This window comes from Pseudomonas sp. NBRC 111133, from assembly GCF_001320605.1.
Taxonomy (GTDB): domain Bacteria; phylum Pseudomonadota; class Gammaproteobacteria; order Pseudomonadales; family Pseudomonadaceae; genus Aquipseudomonas; species Aquipseudomonas monteilii.
In genome coordinates, this window is the sequence record NZ_BCBJ01000025.1 from 1 (window position 1) to 23,651 (window position 23,651).

Below are 23,651 nucleotides of genomic sequence, written 5' to 3' on the forward strand. Positions count from 1 at the left end.
GGCCATCGCGCAGGTCGACGTGCACCACACCACCATGCTCGGCCAGTTCTCCAAACAGGATCTCCTCGGCCAGCGGCCGCTTGATCTTGTCCTGGATCAGCCGCGCCATCGGCCGCGCACCCATCTGCACGTCGTAGCCCGACACCGCCAGCCAGCCGCGTGCGGCGTCGCTGACTTCCAGCAGCACACGCTTGTCTTCCAGCTGCGCCTGCAGTTCGATAAGGAACTTGTCGACGATGCTCTTGATCGTCTCGGTGCTCAGGCGACCAAACTGGATAATGGTATCCAGACGGTTGCGGAACTCTGGCGTGAAGCTCTTGCGGATCACTTCCATGGCATCGGACGCGTGGTCCTGATGGGTGAAGCCGATCGAGGCCCGCGCTGCCGTTTCTGCACCCGCGTTGGTGGTCATGATCAGGATCACGTTACGGAAGTCGGCCTTGCGCCCGTTGTTGTCGGTCAGGGTACCGTGGTCCATCACCTGCAGCAGCAGGTTGAAGACTTCCGGGTGGGCCTTCTCGATTTCATCGAGCAGCAATACGCAATGCGGTTGCTTGGTAATCGCCTCGGTCAGCAAGCCCCCCTGGTCGAACCCTACGTAACCAGGAGGCGCACCGATCAGGCGCGACACGGTATGGCGCTCCATGTACTCGGACATGTCGAACCGCACCAGCTCCACGCCCAGCGCCTTGGCCAGCTGCCGCGCCGCTTCGGTCTTGCCGACGCCGGTAGGGCCAGCGAACAGGAACGAACCGACGGGCTTGTCTGGCGACTTCAGGCCAGCACGGGACAGCTTGATGGCCGTAGACAGCGAGTCGATGGCCTGGTCCTGACCGAACACGGTCAGCTTCAGGTCACGCTCAAGGTTACGCAGCAGCTCCTTGTCGGAGCTGGTGACGTGCTTCGGCGGAATCCGCGCGATCTTGGCGACGATGTCCTCGACTTGAGGCACATCGATGCGTTTGACGCGCATGGCCTCCGGCTGCAGCCGCTGGTAGGCACCGGCTTCGTCGATCACATCGATGGCTTTGTCGGGCATGTGCCGGTCATTGATGTAGCGCGAGGCCAGTTCGGCGGCGGCGCGCAGGGCTTCGTCGCTGTACTCGATGTTGTGGTGGCTCTCGAAACGCCCTTTCAGGCCGCGCAGGATGCCCACGGTGTCTTCGACCGACGGCTCACTGACATCCACCTTCTGGAAGCGACGTGCCAGGGCACGGTCCTTCTCGAAGATGCCGCGGAATTCCTGGAAGGTGGTCGAGCCGATGCAACGGATCTCACCCGACGACAGCAGCGGCTTGAGCAGGTTGGAGGCATCCATCACCCCGCCCGATGCCGCACCGGCACCGATGATGGTGTGGATTTCGTCGATGAACAGGATCGCCTGCGGGCGCTTGCGCAGCTCACCGAGCAGCGCCTTGAAGCGCTTCTCGAAGTCGCCGCGGTATTTGGTACCAGCCAACAGCGCGCCCAGGTCAAGGGAATACACCACGCTTTGCGCCAGCAGGTCGGGCACCTGGCCATCGACAATGCGCTTGGCCAGGCCTTCGGCGATGGCAGTCTTGCCAACGCCCGCCTCACCCACCAGCAACGGGTTGTTCTTGCGCCGGCGCGCCAGGATTTGCGCCACGCGCTCCACTTCCTGCTCGCGCCCCACCAGCGGGTCGATACGGCCAGCACGGGCCAGCTCGTTCAGGTTGCTGGCATAGGCGTCCAGCGGGTTGCTCGAAGAGGAGGTTTCGCCACCCTCCTCGTCCTGCATGTCTTGGTCGTTTTCAGATTGCGAACCATGCCCCGGCACCTTGGAGATGCCATGGGCGATGTAGTTGACCACGTCGATACGGGCCACGCTCTGCTGTTTCAGCAGGAACACAGCCTGGCTTTCCTGCTCGCTGAAGATCGCCACCAGCACGTTGGCGCCGGTCACTTCGCGCTTGCCGGAGCTTTGCACGTGGAACACGGCACGCTGCAGCACCCGCTGGAAGCCCAGGGTCGGCTGGGTTTCACGGTCTTCGTCGTTGACAGGAATCAGCGGCGTAGTGGAATCGATGAACTCTTGCAGGTCGTGCTTGAGCTTGTCGAGATTGGCGCCACAGGCGCGCAGAACGGTCGCGGCAGCCTCATTGTCAAGGAGTGCCAGCAGCAGATGTTCGACGGTCATGAACTCATGACGCTTCGAACGGGCCTCCTTGAAGGCAAGATTGAGGGTGACTTCGAGCTCGCGGTTTAACATAGCTTCACCTCATACCCAAGTGGTCGGCGATTAACCGTCCTTCTCGATTTCACAGAGTAGCGGATGCTGGCTTTCCCTGGCGTATTGGTTGACCTGCATAGCCTTTGTTTCGGCGATGTCACGGGTAAACAATCCGCACACTGCCCGCCCTTCGGTATGGACGGTCAGCATGATCTTGGTCGCCAGCTCGCGGTTCAGATTAAAGAACGTCTCGAGCACTTCGACGACGAAATCCATCGGCGTGTAGTCATCGTTGAACAAAACCACCTTGTACATCGGTGGCGCCTGCAGGATCGGCTTGGCTTCCTGAACTGCAAGACCTGAGCCGTCGTCCTCATTCGATTGCGGGCGATCCTGATTGAATGTTAGTCGAATCTCACTAGGTGCATGCATGGAAAGAATTTCATCATGAGCGTCAGGTTAAGGTTGTGGGTTGACCGCACAGGCCACGAACGGCGCAGGCGCCGGGCGACCTTGACTATCGGAAAAACGGTGTTACAACCAATAAGAACCCACCGTGGTCGATAAAGATCCGCGCAGTCAACCAGAATTTCGCAAGGTTCGTATGCGGATGAAGTGGATGATACTCCAGTGATGGAGTCCTTTGCAGAGGGACATAGGGATGGCAAGCGGTAAAGTCAAGTGGTTCAACAATGCCAAGGGCTACGGATTCATCAACGAGGAAGGTAAATCCGATGACCTTTTCGCTCATTACTCGGCCATCCAGATGGACGGATACAAGACACTGAAGGCGGGCCAGGCCGTGGAGTTCGAAATCATCCAGGGCCCCAAAGGCCTGCACGCGGTGAAGATAATGGACGCCGCTGCGGCAGCCAAAGCCCAAGGCCAGGCCGCAAGCGAAACCGTACGCGTCTGATCGCCGCCCCGTGTCGTAGTACGAAAAAACCGGTCGCCCTTTTACCCTGGCGACCGGTTTTCTCTTGCCTTACATATGCTTGATCATTTCATCACCAAAGCCTGAGCTGCTCACCAGCTTTGCCCCGTCCATCAGCCGCTCGAAGTCGTAGGTCACGGTCTTGGCCGCAATCGCGCCATTGGTGCCCTTGATGATCAGGTCGGCCGCCTCGGTCCAGCCCATGTGTCGCAGCATCATCTCCGCCGAGAGAATGACCGAGCCGGGGTTGACCTTGTCTTGCCCCGCGTACTTGGGCGCAGTGCCGTGAGTGGCCTCGAACATGGCCACGGTGTCGGAAAGGTTGGCGCCCGGTGCGATGCCGATACCGCCCACCTCCGCCGCCAGAGCGTCGGACAGGTAGTCACCGTTGAGGTTCAGGGTGGCAATCACGTCGTACTCGGCCGGGCGCAGCAGAATCTGCTGCAGCATGGCGTCGGCGATGGCGTCCTTGACGATGACCTCGCGGCCGGTCTTGGGGTTCTTGAACTTCATCCAAGGGCCACCATCGAGCAGTTCGGCGCCGAACTCATCCCGGGCCACTTCATAACCCCAGTCTTTGAAGGCACCTTCGGTGAACTTCATGATGTTGCCTTTGTGCACCAGGGTCAGCGACTCGCGGTCATTGTCCACCACGTATTGCAGGGCCTTACGCACCAGGCGCTTGGTGCCCTCTTTCGAAACCGGCTTCACGCCAATGCCGCAGTCCTGGTCGAAGCGGATCTTGGTGACGCCCATTTCTTCCTTGAGGAACTTGATCACCTTGTTGGCCTCGGGCGAGCCGGCCTTCCACTCGATGCCGGCATAGATGTCTTCGGAGTTCTCGCGGAAGATCACCATGTCGACGTCGCCAGGCTTTTTCACCGGGCTCGGTACACCTTGGAACCACAGCACCGGCCGCAGGCACACATACAGGTCCAGTTGCTGGCGCAGGGCCACGTTGAGCGAGCGGATGCCGCCACCCACCGGGGTGGTCAGCGGGCCCTTGATCGACACCACGTAATCACGCACGGCGTCGAGGGTTTCCTGAGGCAGCCAGGTGTCCTGGTCGTACACCTGGGTGGCCTTCTCGCCGGCGTACACCTCCATCCAGGCAATCTTGCGCTTGCCGCCGTAGGCCTTCTGCACGGCGGCATCGACCACCTTGATCATCACGGGCGAAACATCGACGCCGATCCCGTCACCCTCAATGTAAGGAATGATCGGGTGGTCAGGCACGTTAAGCGAATGGTCTGCATTGACGGTGATCTTGGTGCCGTCGGTCGGAACCTTGATTTTCTGGTATCCCATGCTTGCACTACTCCGCTGTCGGGTGTGGTTTGGACATCATGCGATGCAATGAGCCTAAACCACATCTGCCGACCTGCAAGGCATGCGACAACCCGCCACATTGCCGCTTAGTCTTTGGTCTTATAAATGGGCCGATATCACTTGGCCTTGCTGATTAGCCCGAATGGTTTGGTATACTCCGCCGCGACCGAAGGGTCATCGGGGCGAATCCCAGGAAAATGCGGACCGCCCTAGGCCATGAATGGCCGTAAAGCCTGGGCTGTTACCGCAGTTCAGCACTTGACGCTCGACTGATGCATCCACCATCACCGCTCGCAGCCTCTCGACTTTCCGCTCATGGCGTTGTCAGGGCGATGCGCCTACCCTGCGCACCACGAGACTCGAGCACGCTCAGCACACAGAGAGTTAACCCGCATGCCCACCCGTTCCAAGATCATCTATACCTTCACCGACGAAGCCCCCGCCCTCGCCACTTACTCGCTGCTGCCGATCGTCGAAGCCTTCACCGCTTCGGCTGACATCGCCGTCGAAACCCGCGACATCTCCCTGGCCGGCCGTATCCTTGCCGCCTTCCCGGAGCAACTGGGCGCAGAGAAGCAAGTAGGCGATCACCTGGCGGAACTGGGCCAGCTGGCTACCACCCCTGAAGCCAACATCATCAAGCTGCCGAACATCAGCGCCTCGGTACCGCAGCTCAAAGCCGCGATCAAGGAACTGCAAGGCAAGGGCTTCAACATCCCTGACTACGCCGACGAGCCGGCCACCGCGGAAGAAAAAGAGTCCCGCGCCCGCTACGACCGCATCAAGGGTTCGGCCGTGAACCCGGTACTGCGCGAAGGCAACTCCGACCGCCGCGCGCCGCTGTCGGTCAAGAACTACGCCCGCAAGCACCCACACAAGATGGGCGCCTGGGCCGCCGACTCTCAGTCGCACGTTGCCCACATGACCCAGGGCGACTTCTACGGCAGCGAAAAAGCTGCCCTGATCGAAGCTGACGATAGCCTGCGCATCGAGCTGGTTGCCAAAGACGGCAGCACCACCGTGCTGAAAGAAAAGACCGCCGTCAAAGCTGCCGAAGTGATCGACTGCGCCACCATGAGCCGCAAGGCCCTGAAAGCCTTCATCGCCGAGCAGATCGCCGATGCCAAGGCCTCCGGCGTACTGCTGTCGGTGCACCTGAAAGCCACCATGATGAAGGTTTCCGACCCGATCATGTTCGGCGTCATCGTCGAAGAGTTCTACAACGACGTGCTGGCCAAGCACGCCGCCGCGCTGGCTGAAGTCGGCTTCAACGCCAACAACGGCATCGGCGACCTGTACGCCCGCATCAAGGACCTGCCAGCCGACAAGCAGGCCGAGATCGAAGCCGACATCCAGGCCCTGTACGCCCAGCGCCCAGCCCTGGCCATGGTCAACTCCGACAAAGGCATCACCAACCTGCACGTACCGAGCGACGTCATCGTCGACGCTTCGATGCCGGCCATGATCCGTGACTCGGGCAAGATGTGGAACACCGCTGGCGAACTGCAAGACGCCAAGGCCGTGATCCCGGACCGTTGCTACGCTGGCATCTACCAGGCCACCATCGAAGACTGCAAGAAAAACGGCGCCTTCGACCCAACCACCATGGGCAGCGTGCCGAACGTTGGCCTGATGGCACAAAAGGCCGAAGAGTACGGTTCCCACGACAAGACCTTCCAGATCAAGGCCGACGGCGTTGTGCGCGTGGTCGATGGCAAAGGTAACGTCGTACTTGAGCAGAACGTCGAAGCTGGCGACATCTTCCGCATGTGCCAGACCAAAGACGCGCCGATCCAGGACTGGGTCAAGCTGGCCGTCAACCGTGCCCGCCTGAGCAACACCCCTGCGGTGTTCTGGCTGGACCCGGCCCGCGCCCACGACGGCGTGATGATCGAAAAAGTGCAGAAGTACCTGAAAGATCACGACACCACCGGCCTGGACATCCGCGTTCTGGCCCCGGTCGACGCCATCAAGTTCTCCCTGGCCCGCATCCGCGAAGGCAAGGACACCATCTCGGTGACCGGCAACGTGCTGCGCGACTACCTGACCGACCTGTTCCCGATCATGGAACTGGGCACCAGCGCCAAGATGCTGTCGATCGTGCCGCTGATGAACGGCGGTGGCCTGTTCGAAACCGGCGCCGGCGGTTCGGCTCCGAAGCACGTGCAGCAGCTGGTTGAAGAGAACTTCCTGCGTTGGGACTCGCTGGGTGAATTCCTGGCCCTGGCCGCTTCCCTGGAGCACCTGGGCAACACCTACGACAACCCGCGTGCCAAGGTTCTGGCCAACACCCTGGACCAGGCTACCGGCAAGTTCCTCGACACCAACAAGTCGCCTTCGCGCAAAGTCGGTGGTATCGACAACCGCGGCAGCCACTTCTACCTGACCCTGTACTGGGCCCAGGCCCTGGCTGCCCAGACTGACGACGCTGCCCTGCAGGCTCGCTTCGCCCCGCTGGCAAAAACCCTGACCGAGAACGAGGAGACGATCGTCGCCGAGCTCAACGCCGTTCAGGGCAAGCCAGCCGACATCGGTGGCTACTACGCCCCGGATGCCGAGCTGACCGCCAAGGTGATGCGCCCAAGCCAGACCCTGAACAGCGCCATTGCCGCCCTGTAAGGTTCGCTTGAAGTAACAGCACAAACCCCGGCCACGCACCGGGGTTTGTGCTTTCTGGGAAATGGGGCTGCTCTGCAGCCCAATCGCGACTTGCAGTCGCTCCTACGGGCGCGCGCCCCCTTGTAGGAGCGACTGCAAGTCGCGATTGGGCCGCAAAGCGACCCCAAGATCGAAAGGACACCGCAAATGACCTGGCAACCCCACATCACCGTCGCCACCATCGTCGAGCACGAAGGCAAGTTCCTCTTCGTCGAAGAGTTCAAAGCCAACCAGCATGTCTTCAACCAACCCGCCGGCCACCTCGAACCCAACGAGACCCTACCCCAGGCCGCCCTGCGCGAAACCCTGGAAGAAACCGCCTGGGAAGTGGAGCTCACCGGCGTGGTCGGCATCTACCTCTACACCGCCCCCAGCAACGGCGTGACCTACCAGCGCATCTGCTTCGCCGCCCGCCCCGTTCGCCACCACGCCGACCTGGCCCTGGACAGCGACATCGTCCGTGCGGTGTGGCTGACCCGCGACGAGCTGCTGGCCGACCCCACCCACTGGCGCAGCGAGCTGGTGCCGCGCTGTCTCGACGACTACCTCAAAGGCCCCTTGCACAGCCTCGAACTGCTACGCGACTGACGCAACGTCGCGGGTTTGATAGAATCGGCGTTTTTCCCCTCTGATACACACCGGTACCCATGACCAGCCCAGCACTCAAAGACCCCGCCAAGACCCGCGTCATCGTCGGCATGTCCGGCGGCGTGGACTCTTCCGTCTCCGCCCTTCTGCTCATGGAGCAGGGCTACCAGGTGGAAGGGCTGTTCATGAAGAACTGGGAAGAAGACGACGGCACCGAATACTGCACCGCCCGCGAAGACCTGGCCGACGCCCAGGCCGTGTGCGACCGCATCGGCATCAAGCTGCACACCGCCAACTTCGCCGCCGAATACTGGGACAACGTGTTCGAGCACTTCCTTGAAGAATACAAGGCTGGCCGTACGCCCAACCCGGACATCCTCTGCAACCGCGAAATCAAGTTCAAGGCGTTTCTCGACTACGCCTTGTCGCTGGGTGCCGACCTGATCGCCACCGGCCACTACGTACGCCGCCGCGACACCGGTGAGCTCACCGAACTGCTCAAGGGCCTTGACCCGAACAAGGACCAGAGCTACTTCCTGCACGCCGTCGGCGGCAAGGAAATCGCCCGCACCCTGTTCCCGGTCGGCGAGCTGGAAAAGCCCGAGGTGCGCGCGATTGCCGAGAAACACGGCCTGGCCACCGCCAAGAAAAAGGACTCCACCGGCATCTGCTTCATTGGCGAGCGCCGTTTCAGCGACTTCCTCAAGCAGTACCTGCCAGCCCAGCCGGGCGATATCGAAACCACCGAAGGTGAAGTGATCGGCCGCCACCATGGCCTGATGTACCACACCATCGGCCAGCGCCAGGGCCTGGGGATTGGCGGCCTGAAAGATGCCGGTGACGAGCCGTGGTACGTGCTGCACAAGGACCTGACCCGCAACGTGCTGGTGGTCGGCCAGGGCAACGAACACCCATGGCTGTTCTCCCGCGCCCTGCTCGCCTCGGAAATCTTCTGGGTCAACCCGATCGACCTCAGCCGCCCACGCCAGCTGACTGCCAAGGTGCGTTACCGCCAGAGCGACCAGCAATGCACCCTTGAGCTGACCGAAACCGGCTACCGCGCCGTGTTCGACGAGCCGCAGCGCGCCGTCACCCCGGGCCAGTCGGTGGTGTTCTACGACGGCGAAGTGTGCCTGGGCGGCGGCGTGATCGAAGCCGCCGAGCCGTGGAGCCCGCGCGCATGAGCAACCTGCAGGAGCAATTGATTGCTTTGGGCGGTGTATTCCAGGCCGCCGTGCTGGTTGACCGTATCGCCCGCACCGGCCAGGCCAGCGAGGCCAACATTGGCTGCATGCTCGGCAGCCTGCTGGTCCGCGACCCCAAGGACACCCTGGAAGTGTTCGGTGGCGACGACCTGAACCTGCGCGACGGCTACCGTGCACTGGCAGGCGCCCTGGAGCGCGACCCCGGCAGCCTGCAGCGCGAGCCGCTGCGCTATGCCCTGTCGATGCTGGGCCTGGAGCGCCAGCTGAACAAACGTGGCGACCTGCTCGACACCATCGGCAACCGCTTGCCGCAAATCCAGTCCCAGGCCGAGCATTTCGGCCTGGTTCATGAAAACGTCATCGCTTCCAGCGGAGCCTTGTATCAGGACACGCTCAGCACCTTGCGCCAGCGCATCCAGGTGCACGGCGACATGCGCTTCCTGCAGCAGGCCAGCAACGCCTCGAAGATCCGTGCCCTGCTGCTGGCCGGCATCCGCGCCGCCCGGCTGTGGCGCCAACTGGGCGGGCACCGCTGGCAGCTGGTGTTCAGCCGGCGCAAGCTGCTGAACGAACTGTATGACATGATGCGCAGCCCCAACTGACAGGCTGCGCTCCCACAGGGTCTGCCACCAGATCCCAATCGGGCCGACCTTTGGTCAGCCACCCGACTCGGGCGCAATTTTCATGTATGATATGCGCCCTTCCAAAAGCCTGACTGTCCGAGAACACCCCATGCAGCTTTCTTCGCTCACTGCGGTTTCCCCTGTAGACGGCCGTTATGCCGGCAAAACCCAGGCCTTGCGCCCCATTTTCAGCGAATTCGGCCTGATCCGTTTCCGCGCCCTGGTCGAAGTGCGCTGGCTGCAGCGCCTGGCCGCCCACCCGCAGATCGGCGAAGTGCCGGCGTTCTCCGCCGAAGCCAACGCCCTGCTGGACAGCCTGGCCACCGATTTCAAGCTTGAACACGCCGAGCGCGTCAAGGAAATCGAGCGCACCACCAACCACGACGTCAAGGCGATCGAATACCTCCTCAAGGAGCAGGCCGCCAAGCTGCCTGAGCTGGCCAAGGTCAGCGAATTCATCCACTTCGCCTGCACCAGCGAGGACATCAACAACCTGTCCCACGCCCTGATGCTGCGCGCCGGCCGTGACGACGTGCTGCTGCCGCTGATGCGCCAGATCGCCGACGCCATCCGTGCCCTGGCCCATGCCCACGCCGAGGTGCCGATGCTGTCGCGTACCCACGGCCAGCCAGCCTCGCCGACCACCCTGGGAAAAGAACTGGCCAACGTCGTGTACCGCCTGGAGCGCCAGATCGCCCAGGTTGCCGCCGTGCCGCTGCTGGGCAAGATCAACGGCGCCGTGGGCAACTACAACGCCCACCTGTCGGCCTACTCGCAGATCGACTGGGAGCAGAACGCCCGCGCCTTCATCGAAGACGAGCTGGGCCTGCAGTTCAACCCGTACACCACCCAGATCGAGCCGCACGACTACATCGCCGAGCTGTTCGACGCCATTGCCCGCTTCAACACCATCCTTATCGACTTCGACCGCGATGTGTGGGGCTACATCTCGCTGGGCTACTTCAAGCAGAAGACTGTCGCTGGCGAAATCGGCTCGTCGACCATGCCGCACAAGGTCAACCCGATCGACTTCGAAAACTCCGAAGGCAACCTGGGTATCGCCAATGCGCTGTTCCAGCACCTGGCCAGCAAGCTGCCGATCTCGCGCTGGCAGCGTGACCTGACCGACTCCACCGTGCTGCGTAACCTGGGCGTGGGCTTTGCCCACAGCGTCATCGCCTACGAAGCCAGCCTGAAAGGCATCGGCAAGCTGGAAGTGAACGAAGCCCGCATCGCCGCCGACCTGGACGCCTGCTGGGAAGTGCTGGCCGAGCCGATCCAGACCGTGATGCGCCGCTTCAACATCGAAAACCCCTACGAGAAGCTCAAAGAGCTGACCCGTGGCAAGGGCATCACCCCGGACGCGCTGCTGACCTTCATCGACGGGCTGGACATGCCAGCCGACGCCAAGGCCGAGCTCAAGCTGCTGACCCCCGCTACCTACATCGGTAACGCTGCAGCGCAGGCCAAACGCATCTAAGCTGACCGTCGCGTACAACGCCCGGCCTGGCCGGGCGTTTTTATTCCCGTACGAAAATCACGTTTTTTCAATAGGTTGAACATGAATCCTGATACTCCACTGCAGCTGCTCGGCGGCATCTCGGCCCGCGAATTCATGCGCGACTACTGGCAGAAGAAGCCGCTGCTGGTGCGCCAGGCCTTCCCGGACTTCATCAGCCCCATCGACCCCGACGAACTGGCCGGCCTGGCCCTGGAAGACGAAGTCGAGTCGCGTATCGTGCTGGAGCACGGCGCCCACCCGTGGGAGCTGCGCCGCGGCCCGTTCAACGAAGACACCTTCGCCGAGCTGCCAGAAAAAGACTGGACCCTGCTGGTACAAGCCGTGGACCAGTTTGTCCCAGAAGTGGCCGAACTGCTGGAAAACTTCCGTTTCCTGCCCAGCTGGCGTATCGATGACGTGATGATCAGCTTCGCCGCTCCGGGTGGCAGCGTTGGTCCGCACTTCGACAACTACGACGTGTTCCTGCTGCAAGGCCACGGCCAGCGCAACTGGAAGATCGGCCAGATGTGCAGCAGCGACAGCCCGCTGCTGGAGCACGCCGACCTGCGTATCCTGGCCGAGTTCGAGCAGAGCGAAGAATGGACCCTGGAGCCAGGCGACATGCTCTACCTGCCACCGCGTCTGGCCCACTATGGCGTGGCCGTGGACGACTGCCTGACCTACTCGGTCGGCTTCCGCGCCCCAAGCGCCGCCGAAGTGCTGACCCACTTCACCGACTTCCTGGGCCAGTTCCTGCCTGACGAAGAGCGCTACAGCGATGCCGACGCCCAGCCAGCCAGCGACCCGCACCAGATCCAGCACGACGCCCTCGACCGCCTCAAGGCGCTGCTCGACAAGCACATGAACGACAAGGACCTGCTGCTGACCTGGTTCGGTCAGTTCATGACCGAGCCGCGTTACCCCGAGCAGATCGTTGGCGAAGAGCTGAGCGAAGAGGAACTGATCGATGCCCTGGAACAAGGCGCCATCCTGATCCGCAACCCAAGCGCACGCCTGGCCTGGTCCGAATTCGAAGACGACCTGCTGCTGTTCGCCAGCGGCCGCAGCTGCCCGCTGCCGGGCAAACTGCGCGAGCTGCTGAAGCTGGTGTGCGCGGCCGATGCCCTGCATATCGACAACCTGGCAGACTGGCTGCAAGACGAAGATGGCCTTATGCTGGTACAGCAGCTGGTCAAACAAGGAAGCCTGGGATTCGCCAATGAATAAGATCAGCGTTCGCCTCGCCGACTGGCACAAAGACAACGCAGACATTCGCCGTATCCGTGAGGCGGTGTTCATTGCCGAACAGCATGTACCGCCGGAGCTGGAGTGGGACTCGGATGACCCGACAGCGGCACACTTCCTGGCCCTGGAAGGCGACTACCCGATCGGCACTGCCCGCCTGCTGCCAGACGGGACGATCGGCCGGGTATCGGTGCTGAAGGACTGGCGCGGCTTGAAAGTGGGTGACGCGCTGATGAACGCAGTCATCGTCGAAGCGCAGAACCGCGACCTGAAGCAGCAGATGCTCAGCGCTCAGGTGCATGCCACACCGTTCTACGAGCGCCTGGGCTTTCGCGTAGTCAGCGAGGAGTTCCTCGAAGCTGGTATCCCGCACGTGGACATGGTGCGCGACTCGCGCGCCTGACCCGTAGCCTGTACCGGCCTCTTCGCGGGTTTACCCGCGAAGAGGCCGGTACAGGCTCAAAACACTTCCACTGACAAAAACCTGTACATCCATCCAGATAAAACTTGCCTCTGCGCCCCCGCTTGCGCATCCTAGTGCTCATTACCCCGATGAAGCGTTCCCGGCCATGCGCCTGTTCCTCTGCGAAAAACCCTCTCAGGCAAAAGACATCGCCAAAGTGCTCGGCGCCAACCGCAAGGGCGACGGCTGCTGGCAAGGCACCGACGTCTGCGTCACCTGGTGCATCGGCCACCTGCTGGAAACCGCCCCGCCCGACAGCTACGACGAACGCTACAAGCGCTGGAACCTGGCCGACCTGCCGATCATCCCGGACAAGTGGAAGATGCTGGTCAAGCCCAAGACCGCCAGCCAGTTCAAGGCCGTCAAACGCCTGCTTGGCGAAGCGCGGGAGCTGGTGATCGCCACCGACGCCGACCGCGAAGGCGAAATGATCGCCCGCGAACTGGTCGAACATTGCCGCTATCGCGGCCCGGTGCAACGCCTGTGGCTGTCGGCACTGGACGACGCGTCCATCCGCAAGGCCTTGGCCCGCCTGCTGCCCGGCCACGAAACCTTCAACCTGTACCACTCGGCACTGGGCCGCTCGCGCGCCGACTGGCTGATTGGCATGAACATGAGCCGGCTGTTCACCCTGCTGGGCCGCCAATCCGGCTACCAGGGCGTGTTGCCGGTGGGCCGGGTGCAAACGCCCACCTTGCGCCTGGTGGTCGACCGCGACCGCAGCATCGCCGACTTCGTACCCGTGCCGTTCTGGGCCATCGATGTGCAACTGGAACTCGCCGGCCAACACTTCAATGCCCAATGGCGCGCCCCCGAGGACGCCTGCGACGACCAAGGCCGCTGCCTGAAGCAAACCTTGGCACAACAAGCGGCCACCGACATCGGCAATGCCGGCACAGCCCGCGCCGTCAAGGTTGCCACCGAGCGCGTGCGTGAAGCCGCACCACTCCCCTTCGACCTCGGCACCCTGCAGGAGCTGTGCTCGAAAAAGTTCGGCCTCGGCGCCCAGGAAACCCTCGACATCGCCCAGGCCCTGTACGAAACCCACAAGCTGATCACCTACCCGCGCAGCGACTGCGGTTACCTGCCGCAAAGCCAGCACGCCGAAGCGCCGGCCATCCTCGCTGCCTTGCAACGGGCCGATGCCAGCCTGGCGCCTCTACAGCCCTACCTGGAGCCACAGCGCCGCTCGCGGGCATGGAACGACGCCAAGGTCAGCGCCCACCACGGCATCATCCCCACCGCCGCCGCCAGCGACCCGTCGCGCCTGCCGGCCAAGCACAAGGCGGTGTATACCCTGATCCGCGCCCGCTACCTGGCGCAGTTCCTGCCCAACCATGAGTACGACCGCACCCAGGCCGACTTCGACTGTGCCGGACATGCCCTGCGTGCGGTGGGCAAGCAGATTGTCGAGCCGGGCTGGCGCCGCGCCCTGCCTGAGGCATTGACCCCGGCCAAGGGCCGCGAGGCACCACCCGCCCAGGTGCTGCCAGCACTGCGCGAAGGCCAGGACTGCAACGTACAAGGTCTGCAACTGAAAGACCTGTGGACTCAACCCCCCAAGCCGTTCACCGAAGGCGACCTGATCAAGGCCATGAAAAACGTGGCCAAGCTGGTGGACGACCCGCGGTTGAAACAGAAGCTGAAGGAAACCACCGGTATCGGCACCGAAGCCACGCGCGCCAGCATCATTCAGGGCCTGCTTGACCGTGGCTACCTGGTGAAGAATGGCAAGGTACTGTCGGCCACACCGGCGGCGTTCAGCCTGATCGATGCGGTGCCGAAAGCCATTGCTGACCCTGGCACCACGGCCATCTGGGAGCAGGCGCTGGACATGGTGCAGAGCGGCGAGATGAGCCTGGAAGAGTTCGTTGCCCGGCAATCGGCGTGGATGGGCAAGCTGGTCGAGCGGTGTAGCGGCATGCGCATGACCATCAGCGGGCCGGCCGCAGGTGCGCCGCCGCCTTGGAAGAAAAAGCGGCGTGGTGGGGGGAAAAGTAAAACAGCTGGCAGCAAGTCGGCCGCTAGCAAGCCGCGTCAGCCTCGAAAAAAACCGGCAACCTGAAAGTTCTGCATCGTCATTACTGGCCTCTTCGCGGGTAAACCCGCTCTTACAACGAAACTGTACCCAATGTAGGAGCGGGTTTACCCGCGAAGAGGCCAGTACAGGCAGCACATCACTAACAGGCAAACCTCAAATCCAGCCCGACACATTGGCAGCATGAAATTTACCTGCTAAGTTTTCATGAAAATAATCACAATAATTTTCATGAGGTCTATGCATGTTCAAGCAGTCCGCCCAGCACGTCGCCAGCTACTACGCCCAGACCTACCCCGCCAACATCCCCCTACGCCCAACGCTACAAGGCCCCCACGACACCGATGTGCTTATCGTCGGCGCCGGTTTCAGCGGCCTGCACACCGCCCTGCGCCTTACCCAGGCGGGCAAGCGCGTCACACTGCTGGAAGCAAGCCGCGTGGCCTGGGCCGCCTCCGGGCGCAACGGCGGCCAGGCACTATTGGGCTGGTCGTGCGATATGCCGCCGCTGGAAAAGGCCTTGGGCATCGAACGCACCCAACGGCTGTGGGCCAGCATGTGCTGGGCCGCTGACGAAATGCGCGACCTCCCCCAGCGCCACGGCTTCGATGTCGATTACCGGCTGGGCAGCCTATGGACCGCCGTGCTACCGCGCCGGGTGAAACTGCTTGAGGAAGCCCAGCACGAGGCTGAACACAAATGGGGCTACGACGCCCTGCGCCTGATCGGCCGTGAAGAGCTGCCGCAATGGATCGACAGCCCGCGCTATCAGGCCGCGCTGTATGACGCCAAAGGCGCCCACCTCAACCCGCTGAAGCTGGCACAAGGCCTGGCCAGCACCATTGAAGCCGCTGGCGGCCATATCTACGAACAAAGCCAGGTACTCCGCTACCAGGAGGCAGGCGATGGCTACGTTGCCCGAACCGACAAAGGCGAAGTGCGCTGCAACGTGTTGGTGCTGGCCTGCAACGCCTACATCGACCGCCTCGACCGCAGCCTGTCGCGCCGCCTGTTACCCGTCGGCTCCTACCAGGTGGCCACCGCGCCACTGGACGCCGACTTCGCCCGTTCGCTGCTACCGCGCAACAGCTGCGTGATCGACAACCAGTTCGTACCCGACTACTTCCGCCTTACGCCGGACCACCGCCTGCTGTTCGGTGGCGGCTGTACCTACCTGGGCGGCATCCCCAAGGACGTCGCCAGCGCCACCCGGCCCTACCTGGAGCGCGTCTTCCCGCAACTGGCCGGGGTGGCCATCGACTATGCCTGGGGCGGCCATATCGACTGCAGTATCCAGCGTACCCCGGACGTCGGCCGCGAGGGCCAACGCTACTGGCTGCAAGGTTTCTCCGGCCATGGCGTGCTGCCAACCCTGGCAGCGGCACGGGCAGTCAGTGATGCAATTCTCGGTGACGACGACCTGCTGGCACTGTACCAAGGCATCGACAACGGCCGCTTCCCCGGCGGCGACCTGCTGGCAGCACCGCTGGAGGCGGCCGCCAAGGCTTGGTACAGAATGCGGGACCGTGCCTGAAGACGGCCGGTGCTTGCTGCCCGGAAATCTCTCCTATTCTCAACAGCTCCATTCGGTTCCTGCAAACAGGAGACACGACCATGAGCTATGTAACCACGAAGGACGGGGTGCAGATTTTCTATAAGGATTGGGGCCCACGCGACGCACCGGTCATCCACTTCCACCACGGCTGGCCGCTCAGCGCCGATGACTGGGACGCGCAGATGCTGTTCTTCCTGGCCCAGGGTTTCCGCGTGGTCGCCCACGACCGCCGAGGCCATGGGCGTTCCAGCCAGGTATGGGACGGCCATGACATGGACCACTATGCCGATGATACGGCTGCCGTGGTTACTCACCTGGGCACCCAGGGCGCCGTGCATGTCGGCCACTCGACCGGTGGTGGCGAGGTGGTGCGCTACATAGCGCGGCACCCGGAAGACAAGGTGGCGAAGGCCGTGCTGATCGCCGCTGTACCACCACTGATGGTGCAAACACCCGCCAACCCCGGCGGCCTGCCCAAGTCGGTGTTTGACGGGTTTCAGGCCCAGGTGGCCAGTAACCGGGCGCAGTTCTACCGGGATGTGCCGGCCGGGCCGTTCTATGGCTACAACCGCCCTGGTGTCGAAGCCAGCGAAGGCATCATCGGCAACTGGTGGCGCCAAGGCATGATCGGCAGTGCCAAGGCCCATTACGATGGCATCGTGGCGTTTTCCCAGACGGACTTCACCGAGGATTTGAAGGGCATTCAGCAGCCGGTGCTGGTGATGCATGGGGACGATGACCAGATCGTGCCGTATGAGAATTCCGGGGTGTTGTCGGCGAAGCTGCTGCCCAATGGCACACTGAAGACTTACAAGGGCTACCCGCATGGCATGCCGACTACCCATGCCGATGTGATCAATGCGGATTTGCTGGCGTTCATCCGTAGTTGATGTCGTTAGCCTGCACCGGCCTCTTCGCGGGTAAACCCGCGAAGAGGCCGGCACTGGCAACACATCCATCCCAGGATTACCATACCCCGCTTCTAGTGCAGCCCTTTGCTGCCTCCCTGCCTGCCAAAACCCCATGCCCTTCGAACTTACCGTAGAACCCCTAACCCTGCTGATCCTGGCCCTGGTCGCCTTCGTCGCTGGCTTCATCGATGCCATCGCCGGTGGCGGCGGCCTGCTGACCACCCCGGCCCTGCTCACCGCTGGCATGCCGCCACACCTGGTACTGGGCACCAACAAGCTCAGCTCCACCTTCGGCTCGGCCACTGCCGGCTTCACCTACTACAAACGCAAGCTGTTCCACCCGGCACAATGGCGCCCGGCGCTGTTCGCCACCCTGGTCGGGGCATCGATTGGCGCAGTGGTTGCCCACTACATGCCGGCCGAATGGCTTAACAAGATGCTGCCGGTCATCGTCTTCGCCTGCGGCATCTACTTGTTGTTTGGCGGCACGCCAAAAGCGCCGCTGGATGCCGATGCACCGATCAAGAAGAAATGGCAGATGCCACAAGGCTTCACCTTGGGCTTCTACGATGGTGTGGCCGGGCCGGGTACCGGGGCCTTCTGGACCGTCAGTACCCTGCTGCTCTACCCCATCGACCTGGTCCGCGCCAGCGGCGTGGCGCGCAGCATGAACTTCGTCAGCAACATCGCGGCGCTGACGGTGTTCATCATTTCCGGGCAAGTGGACTACATCGTCGGCCTGTGCATGGGCCTGTCGGTGATGGTCGGTGCCTTCTTCGGCGCACGCACGGCAATCAGCGGCGGCAGCAAGTTCATCCGCCCGGTGTTCATCACCGTGGTGCTGGCGTTGACCGTGCGCCTAGCGTGGCAGCACTGGTTCGGCCAATCCTAAGCGACGCGCAACGTACAAATCGATCAGATACCGGGCAATGGAGCGCCCGGCCGGCAGCGGCGGCAGGTCGTGGACGCTGAACCACTTGGCATCCTCGATCTCGTCCGGCTGCATCACAATCTCGCCCCCGGCAAATTCGGCATGGAAGCCGAGCATCATAGAATGCGGGAACGGCCAGCACTGGCTGCCGACGTACTGAATGTTCTGTACCTCCACCGCCACTTCTTCACGCACTTCGCGCACCAGGCAGTCTTCGGCCGACTCACCCGGCTCTGCAAAACCGGCCAAGGTGCTGTACACCCCGGTGACGAAGCGTGGCGAGCGCGCCAGCAGGATTTCATCGCCACGGGTTACCAGCACGATCATGCTGGGTGAAATACGCGGGTAGCTGCGCAGGTCGCACGGCTGGCAATACATCGCCCGCTCCCAGCGAATTTGCGTCATGGCCTGGCCGCAGCTGCCGCAGAAACGGTGCTCTCTGGCCCAGGTACCAATCTGCGCGGCATAACCCAGCACCTTGTAGGTGTCGAAGTCGCCTTCAAGCATGAACGCGCGCAGACCGCGCCAGTTGCAGCCTGGCACGTCCGTCGCACTGCGCAGTTCCAGCAGGAACACGGGCTGGCCGTCGAAATGACCGATGCCGTGCTCGCACAGCACGTCGAGGTCCTGGCGCTTGAGCCAGTGGCGGGGGAACAGCGCGCCGTTGTCGTCCACCAAAAACCCTTCCGGGCTGCGGGCCACGGCCAGCCCCCCGGTGATCTGCGGGTCGAGTACTGCGGTAGTCCAGCGTGCTGACATGTCGGGGGTTCCTTTACTGCGCGTCCCCCGGCCCGATCAGTCGGCGAACGTCGGTTTCTGTTTGCTCATGTGCGCCGCCACAGCCACGCGCAAGTCTTCGGACTGCAGCATCGCGGCGTTCCAGGTGGCGATGTAGTCCAGGCCATCGTCGATGCGATGGTCGCGCATGTAGCTGAGCATTTCCTTGGTGCCGGCCACGGCGATCGGCGATTTTGCGGCAATCTCGCGGGCGATGGCAAAGACACCGTCGAGTAGCGCGGCCTGATCATCATAGACCCGGTTGACCAAGCCGATGCGCAGGGCTTCGTCCGCCGCAACGTTGCGCCCGGTGAAGGCCAGCTCACGCATCATGCCGTCACCGATGATACGTGGCAAACGTTGCAGTGTGCCGACATCGGCGGCCATGCCCATGTCGATTTCCTTGATCGAGAACTGGGCATCGTTGCTGCAGTAGCGCATGTCGCAGGCCGAGATGAGGTCGATGGCACCACCGATGCAGTAGCCTTGCACGGCAGCCAGCACCGGCTTGCGGCAATTGTCCACGGCAGTGAACGAAGCCTGCAGGCGCTGGATGGTCTTGCGCAGGAAGCGCGCATTGCGGCCCACATCCTTGCCCATCTGCCCGGCCAGCGACGCCAGCATCATCAGGTCGATACCGGCGGAGAAATGCTTGCCGGCGCCGCTGATCACCACCGCGCGCACCGCATCGGTGTCGTCGATCCACTGGAAGATGTCGATGATCTCCTCCCAGAAGGCGGCGTTCATCGCGTTGACCTTTTCCGGGCGGTTGATCTGAACGTGGGCGATGTTGTCGGTCAGTTCGACCTTGAATGCGCTGTACTCGGTCACGGGCGGCACTCCTGCGGGTGAAGGGTTCATGGCTCGGATGGTAACCCAGCCCGATGACCGCACTTGTGCCAAAAACGGGACTGCACGCCTTGCCTAAGACGCGCCGATCCGGCACCGTGCGCCATCGCCGAATTATAAGGATACAAATACATGTCACGCTCCCCGACCGGCGCCCTCGCCCACAGTTTTCTGGGCCAGTCGCCGCTTTGGTACAAGGCGGTCATCTGCCTGTTCCTGGTGCTCAACCCGCTGCTGCTGGTAACCCTTGGTCCGGTTGCAGCTGGCTGGGCGCTGGTACTCGAGTTCATTTTCACCCTGGGCATGGCGCTGAAATGCTACCCGCTGATGCCGGGCGGCCTGCTGCTGATCGAAGCCCTGCTGTTGCAGATGACCACGCCACAGGCGCTGTACGAGGAACTGCAGCACAACTTCCCGGTGATTCTGCTGCTGATGTTCATGGTTGCCGGTATCCACTTCATGAAGGAGCTGCTGCTGTTCCTGTTCTCACGCATCCTGCTGGGCGTTCGCTCGAAGGCGCTCCTGTCGTTGCTGTTCTGCGTGCTGTCGGCATTCCTCTCGGCGTTTCTCGATGCGCTGACCGTAACGGCGGTGATCATCAGCGCTGCGGTTGGCTTTTACGCCGTTTACCACCGTGTCGCCTCCGGGGCCAACCCGCGCGAAGACAGCGCGCTCGATAGCGATCAACAAGTGGCACAATTGCACCGCGAAGACCTCGACAAGTTCCGCGCCTTCCTGCGCAGCCTGCTGATGCACGGCGCGGTGGGTACTGCCCTGGGCGGTGTTTGCACGCTGGTGGGCGAGCCGCAAAACCTGCTGATCGGCCATGAAATGGGCTGGCACTTTTCCGACTTCTTCTTCAAGGTGGCGCCCGTGTCGCTGCCGGTGCTGGGTGCCGGCCTGCTCACTTGCGTGCTGCTGGAGAAGCTTCGCCTGTTCGGCTACGGCACGCTGATGCCTGAACCCGTGCGTCAGGTACTGGCCACCTATGCGGCCGAAGACGACGCGGCCCGCACCCAGGCCCAGCGCCTGGCGCTGTGGGTGCAAGGTTTGGCTGCGCTGATCCTGATCGTATGCCTGGGGCTGCACGTGGCCGAGGTTGGCCTGATCGGCCTGATGGTGATTGTGCTGATCACGGCCTTTACCGGCATCACCGATGAGCACCGCCTGGGCCGTGCCTTCCAGGACGCCATGCCGTTCACGTCCTTGCTGGTGGTGTTCTTCGCCGTGGTGGCAGTGATTCATCAGCAGCAACTGTTCAGCCCCTTGATCAGCTGGGTGCTGACGCTGCCTGCCGAGCAACAGCCGGGCATGCTGTACCTGGCCAACGGCCTGCTGTCGGCGATCAGCGACAACGTGTTCGTTGCCACCATCTACATCACCGAAGTGAAGCAGGCGTTTCTCAATGGCGGCATGAGCCGCGAGCATTTCGAGACACTGGCGGTGGCGATCAATACCGGTACCAACCTGCCCAGCGTGGCGACACCGAATGGCCAGGCCGCGTTTCTGTTCCTGCTGACCTCGGCAATTGCGCCGTTGATCCGGCTGTCGTATGGGCGGATGGTGTGGATGGCCTTGCCTTATACCGTGGTGATGGGTGGGCTGGGGTGGTGGGCGGTGACATACTGGTTGTGAGGTCGAGGTTATCGTAGCGCGCGCGTGCATGCCTCCCATATCCAATACAACTTTTGCCCCGCGCCCGCATCGAAACACAGGTAACTCCCCATCCGTTCCAAGGAGGTTCGCCATGGCACTACGCACCCCGTTGCTGCTGTCCTGCATCACCCTGGCCCTGCTCGGTTGCGCCGGCAACGATCACCCGGCGCCGCCGCATACCCAGCAGGTCGATCTGCAACGCTATCAAGGCACCTGGTACGAACTGGCGCGGCTGCCGATGTTCTTCCAGCGCAACTGCGTGCAGTCCGAGGCGCACTATGGCCTGCGTACCGATGGCCGCATCGACGTGACCAACCGTTGCCAGGAGAAGGACGGCCAGTGGAATGAAGCCAAAGGTGTCGCCGAAGCCCAGCAACCGGGCAGCACCGACAAGCTGTGGGTACGCTTCGACAACTGGTTCAGCCGCCTGGCCCCCGGCCTGACCAAGGGCGAATACTGGGTGCTGTACCACGACAAGGACTACCGCGTGGCGTTGGTCGGCCACCCCAACCGTGAGTACCTGTGGCTGCTGTCGCGCACGCCGGCGGTCCCCGACCAGCAACGCGAGCAACTGCTGAGCATCGCGCGGGAGCAAGGCTATGACACCAGCAAGCTCATCTGGCGTCAGGCAGAATAGCTCACCATCGACGGCATGCGGTAATCCGGCTAAGGTGTGCGCCCTTTATCGACTCGAAGGAACGAGCCCGTTGAGCACTCAACCGCTGCAAGCACCCCGTATCCGTTTTCTTGCCCTGTGCGTGTTCCATCACCAGGGCAAGATCCTGGTCAACGTGTTTGACGACCCGGCCACCGGCCAGACGCTGTGCCGCCCCTTGGGAGGCGGCGTCGAGTTCGGTGAGTTGGCTCAGGATGCCATTGCCCGGGAAATCCATGAAGAGCTGGGCCAGCCGATCAGCGATGCAAGACTGCTCGGCACCCTCGAAAGCCTGTTCACCTATGCCGGCAAGCCGGGGCATGAGATTGTGCAGGTGTACGATGCGCGCTTCGATGACGCCGGCCTGTACGAGCAAGACTGGCTGGACGGCCACGAGTCCGACAACAGCCCGTTCCGCGCCCGCTGGTGCAACAGCGCCGACTTCGCTCGCATCGGCCCACTGGTGCCACAGGGGCTGCAGGTGATGCTGCGCAACCTGTCGCTGCTGGACTGAATCAGGAGCCCTGAGCATGGACCTGCTGTTCCTGGGCACCTCTGCCGGGGTGCCGACCAAGGCGCGCAACGTCAGCGCCACTGCGGTGATCGAAGCCAGTGGCAGCCACTGGTACCTGGTCGACTGCGGCGAAGGCACCCAGCATCAGTTGCTGCACACGCCGCTGTCGATCCGTGACTTGCGTGCCATTTTCATCACCCATGTGCACGGCGACCATTGCTTTGGCCTGCCAGGCCTGCTGGCCAGTGCCGGGATGAGCGGGCGCACCCAGCCGCTGGAGCTGATTTTACCCGCCGCACTGCATGACTGGGTACGTCAGGGCCTGCTGGCCAGCGACACCTTCCTGCCCTTCGAACTGCGCCTGCTGCCCGTGGAGGACGTCGCCGAATGGCGCAGCGAGACCCTGCAAGTGACCACCGTACAGTTGTCACACCGGGTACCGAGCGTCGCTTTCGTTTTCACCGAACTCAACCCGGAACCGCGCCTGGACATCCAGCGCCTGGAAGCCGAAGGCATTCCACGCGGCCCACTGTGGGGCGAGCTGGCCAAAGGCTTGAAGACGCAGCATGGCGGGCAGTGGCTGGACGGTAACGACTACTTGCGCCCTTCGCGCCCGCCGCGCCGGGTGATCGTGTGCGGGGACAACGACAACCCCAAATTGCTGGCCGATGTCGCCAAAGGCGCTGATGTGCTGGTGCACGAAGCCACGTTCACCCAGGCCGTGGTCGAGCGCACCGGGATCACCTTCGGCCACAGCACCGCAGCAGCGGTAGCGCGCTTTGCCGAAGCGGCAGGCGTGCGCAACCTGGTGCTGACGCACTTTAGCGCCCGCTACCAAAGCGATCCCAAGCGCAGCCCGAATATCGATAACGTGCGTGACGAAGCCCTCGCCCACTACCACGGGCAACTGACCCTGGCGCAGGACCTGCAGCGTTATCACATTAACCGCAATGGCTGTCTTGAGGCTGTTGGCTGATATATGCCAGGAGATAGGCGTGGTACTGACAGGTGCCTGTCTTGAATTTTGA

Annotated in this window: 21 protein-coding genes; 16 read left to right on the top strand and 5 right to left on the bottom strand. The window is 62.7% G+C overall.

What is annotated here, in order from left to right; all coding sequences use genetic code 11:
- The coding region (clpA, locus tag APH36_RS05130; RefSeq protein WP_060497753.1) for an ATP-dependent Clp protease ATP-binding subunit ClpA at positions 1-2,230 on the bottom strand (2,230 nt) is incomplete at its 3' end.
- A 30-nt stretch (positions 2,231-2,260) separates the two neighbouring features.
- A complete protein-coding gene (clpS, locus tag APH36_RS05135; protein ID WP_013973290.1) occupies positions 2,261-2,623 on the bottom strand; it encodes an ATP-dependent Clp protease adapter ClpS in 363 nt (120 codons plus the stop codon).
- A gap of 229 nt (positions 2,624-2,852) precedes the next feature.
- On the opposite strand from clpS, the gene cspD reads away from it, so the two are divergent.
- Entirely contained in the window at positions 2,853-3,107 is a 255-nt protein-coding gene (gene cspD / locus APH36_RS05140; RefSeq protein ID WP_060497754.1) for a cold shock domain-containing protein CspD, read from the top strand.
- A gap of 69 nt (positions 3,108-3,176) precedes the next feature.
- Here the strand turns inward: cspD and icd are convergent, their stop codons facing one another.
- The gene (icd, locus tag APH36_RS05145; protein WP_016711502.1) at positions 3,177-4,433 is read right to left on the bottom strand and encodes an NADP-dependent isocitrate dehydrogenase; all 1,257 of its coding nucleotides are present in this window, start codon (positions 4,431-4,433) and stop codon (positions 3,177-3,179) included.
- Between the two features lie 414 nt (positions 4,434-4,847).
- Between icd and APH36_RS05150 the strand changes: the two genes are divergently transcribed.
- The 11 genes from APH36_RS05150 to APH36_RS05200 all read left to right on the top strand — a co-directional run bounded on the left by APH36_RS05150 (position 4,848) and on the right by APH36_RS05200 (position 18,133).
- The gene (locus APH36_RS05150; RefSeq protein WP_060497755.1) at positions 4,848-7,073 is read left to right on the top strand and encodes an NADP-dependent isocitrate dehydrogenase; all 2,226 of its coding nucleotides are present in this window, start codon (positions 4,848-4,850) and stop codon (positions 7,071-7,073) included.
- Positions 7,074-7,259: 186 nt separating this feature from the next.
- Positions 7,260-7,700 (top strand): NUDIX hydrolase, encoded by a 441-nt coding sequence (locus APH36_RS05155; RefSeq protein ID WP_060497756.1) that lies wholly within the window; start codon positions 7,260-7,262, stop codon positions 7,698-7,700.
- A gap of 59 nt (positions 7,701-7,759) precedes the next feature.
- Positions 7,760-8,884, top strand: a complete 1,125-nt coding sequence (mnmA, locus tag APH36_RS05160; RefSeq protein ID WP_060497757.1) for a tRNA 2-thiouridine(34) synthase MnmA — start codon at positions 7,760-7,762, stop codon at positions 8,882-8,884.
- On the top strand, positions 8,881-9,507 hold the full coding sequence (gene hflD / locus APH36_RS05165; protein ID WP_060497758.1) for a high frequency lysogenization protein HflD: 627 nt from the start codon (positions 8,881-8,883) through the stop codon (positions 9,505-9,507). Before mnmA ends, hflD begins: the two co-directional genes overlap by 4 nt.
- 130 nt (positions 9,508-9,637) lie before the next feature.
- Positions 9,638-11,008, top strand: a complete 1,371-nt coding sequence (gene purB / locus APH36_RS05170; RefSeq protein WP_060497759.1) for an adenylosuccinate lyase — start codon at positions 9,638-9,640, stop codon at positions 11,006-11,008.
- 81 nt (positions 11,009-11,089) lie between these two features.
- Positions 11,090-12,256, top strand: coding sequence for a cupin domain-containing protein (locus tag APH36_RS05175; RefSeq protein WP_016711508.1), 1,167 nt, complete (start codon positions 11,090-11,092; stop codon positions 12,254-12,256).
- Positions 12,249-12,677 carry a GNAT family N-acetyltransferase gene (locus tag APH36_RS05180; RefSeq protein WP_019096721.1) on the top strand — a complete coding sequence of 143 codons (429 nt, stop codon included), beginning with the start codon at positions 12,249-12,251 and terminating at the stop codon, positions 12,675-12,677. The genes APH36_RS05175 and APH36_RS05180 overlap by 8 nt, the downstream gene beginning before the upstream one ends.
- Positions 12,678-12,843: 166 nt before the next feature.
- On the top strand, positions 12,844-14,802 hold the full coding sequence (locus APH36_RS05185; RefSeq protein WP_060497760.1) for a DNA topoisomerase III: 1,959 nt from the start codon (positions 12,844-12,846) through the stop codon (positions 14,800-14,802).
- A 217-nt stretch (positions 14,803-15,019) separates the two neighbouring features.
- On the top strand, positions 15,020-16,309 hold the full coding sequence (locus APH36_RS05190) for an FAD-binding oxidoreductase (protein ID WP_060497761.1): 1,290 nt from the start codon (positions 15,020-15,022) through the stop codon (positions 16,307-16,309).
- A gap of 80 nt (positions 16,310-16,389) precedes the next feature.
- Complete coding sequence (locus APH36_RS05195) at positions 16,390-17,220, top strand: alpha/beta fold hydrolase (protein WP_060497762.1); 831 nt, start codon at positions 16,390-16,392, stop codon at positions 17,218-17,220.
- Positions 17,221-17,353: 133 nt separating this feature from the next.
- Positions 17,354-18,133: a TSUP family transporter gene (locus APH36_RS05200; RefSeq protein WP_060497763.1), complete on the top strand. Its 780-nt coding sequence runs from the start codon at positions 17,354-17,356 to the stop codon at positions 18,131-18,133.
- Here the strand turns inward: APH36_RS05200 and nudC are convergent.
- Together nudC and APH36_RS05210 are read right to left on the bottom strand one after the other, a co-directional pair.
- Positions 18,101-18,931: an NAD(+) diphosphatase gene (gene nudC, locus APH36_RS05205; protein ID WP_060497764.1), complete on the bottom strand. Its 831-nt coding sequence runs from the start codon at positions 18,929-18,931 to the stop codon at positions 18,101-18,103. The two genes, APH36_RS05200 and nudC, sit on opposite strands and share 33 nt — an antisense overlap.
- 36 nt (positions 18,932-18,967) lie before the next feature.
- On the bottom strand, positions 18,968-19,780 hold the full coding sequence (locus tag APH36_RS05210) for a crotonase/enoyl-CoA hydratase family protein (protein ID WP_060497765.1): 813 nt from the start codon (positions 19,778-19,780) through the stop codon (positions 18,968-18,970).
- Positions 19,781-19,930: 150 nt separating this feature from the next.
- Here APH36_RS05210 and nhaB point away from each other — a divergent pair, with 150 nt between their 5' ends.
- The 4 genes from nhaB (at position 19,931) to APH36_RS05230 (ending at position 23,599) form a co-directional block, all read left to right on the top strand.
- Entirely contained in the window at positions 19,931-21,433 is a 1,503-nt protein-coding gene (gene nhaB / locus APH36_RS05215) for a sodium/proton antiporter NhaB (RefSeq protein WP_060497766.1), read from the top strand.
- 112 nt (positions 21,434-21,545) lie between these two features.
- Positions 21,546-22,091: a lipocalin family protein gene (locus tag APH36_RS05220; RefSeq protein WP_060497767.1), complete on the top strand. Its 546-nt coding sequence runs from the start codon at positions 21,546-21,548 to the stop codon at positions 22,089-22,091.
- Positions 22,092-22,176: 85 nt separating this feature from the next.
- The gene (locus APH36_RS05225) at positions 22,177-22,623 is read left to right on the top strand and encodes an NUDIX hydrolase (protein ID WP_177337083.1); all 447 of its coding nucleotides are present in this window, start codon (positions 22,177-22,179) and stop codon (positions 22,621-22,623) included.
- A 16-nt stretch (positions 22,624-22,639) separates the two neighbouring features.
- On the top strand, positions 22,640-23,599 hold the full coding sequence (locus tag APH36_RS05230) for a ribonuclease Z (protein WP_060497769.1): 960 nt from the start codon (positions 22,640-22,642) through the stop codon (positions 23,597-23,599).
- Positions 23,600-23,651: the final 52 nt, after the last annotated feature.

Bases quoted from the DNA above. Each gene is read 5' to 3' on its own strand.
- APH36_RS05195 (WP_060497762.1), top strand. From the start codon at position 16,390: ATGAGCTATGTAACCACGAAGGACGGGGTGCAGATTTTCTATAAGGAT.
- mnmA (WP_060497757.1), top strand. From the start codon at position 7,760: ATGACCAGCCCAGCACTCAAAGACCCCGCCAAGACCCGCGTCATCGTC.
- icd (WP_016711502.1), bottom strand. From the start codon at position 4,433: ATGGGATACCAGAAAATCAAGGTTCCGACCGACGGCACCAAGATCACC.
- nudC (WP_060497764.1), bottom strand. From the start codon at position 18,931: ATGTCAGCACGCTGGACTACCGCAGTACTCGACCCGCAGATCACCGGG.
- APH36_RS05200 (WP_060497763.1), top strand. From the start codon at position 17,354: ATGCCCTTCGAACTTACCGTAGAACCCCTAACCCTGCTGATCCTGGCC.
- clpS (WP_013973290.1), bottom strand. From the start codon at position 2,623: ATGCATGCACCTAGTGAGATTCGACTAACATTCAATCAGGATCGCCCG.
- APH36_RS05230 (WP_060497769.1), top strand. From the start codon at position 22,640: ATGGACCTGCTGTTCCTGGGCACCTCTGCCGGGGTGCCGACCAAGGCG.
- APH36_RS05150 (WP_060497755.1), top strand. From the start codon at position 4,848: ATGCCCACCCGTTCCAAGATCATCTATACCTTCACCGACGAAGCCCCC.
- cspD (WP_060497754.1), top strand. From the start codon at position 2,853: ATGGCAAGCGGTAAAGTCAAGTGGTTCAACAATGCCAAGGGCTACGGA.
- APH36_RS05220 (WP_060497767.1), top strand. From the start codon at position 21,546: ATGGCACTACGCACCCCGTTGCTGCTGTCCTGCATCACCCTGGCCCTG.
- nhaB (WP_060497766.1), top strand. From the start codon at position 19,931: ATGTCACGCTCCCCGACCGGCGCCCTCGCCCACAGTTTTCTGGGCCAG.
- APH36_RS05180 (WP_019096721.1), top strand. From the start codon at position 12,249: ATGAATAAGATCAGCGTTCGCCTCGCCGACTGGCACAAAGACAACGCA.
- APH36_RS05190 (WP_060497761.1), top strand. From the start codon at position 15,020: ATGTTCAAGCAGTCCGCCCAGCACGTCGCCAGCTACTACGCCCAGACC.
- APH36_RS05175 (WP_016711508.1), top strand. From the start codon at position 11,090: ATGAATCCTGATACTCCACTGCAGCTGCTCGGCGGCATCTCGGCCCGC.
- purB (WP_060497759.1), top strand. From the start codon at position 9,638: ATGCAGCTTTCTTCGCTCACTGCGGTTTCCCCTGTAGACGGCCGTTAT.
- APH36_RS05155 (WP_060497756.1), top strand. From the start codon at position 7,260: ATGACCTGGCAACCCCACATCACCGTCGCCACCATCGTCGAGCACGAA.
- APH36_RS05185 (WP_060497760.1), top strand. From the start codon at position 12,844: ATGCGCCTGTTCCTCTGCGAAAAACCCTCTCAGGCAAAAGACATCGCC.
- hflD (WP_060497758.1), top strand. From the start codon at position 8,881: ATGAGCAACCTGCAGGAGCAATTGATTGCTTTGGGCGGTGTATTCCAG.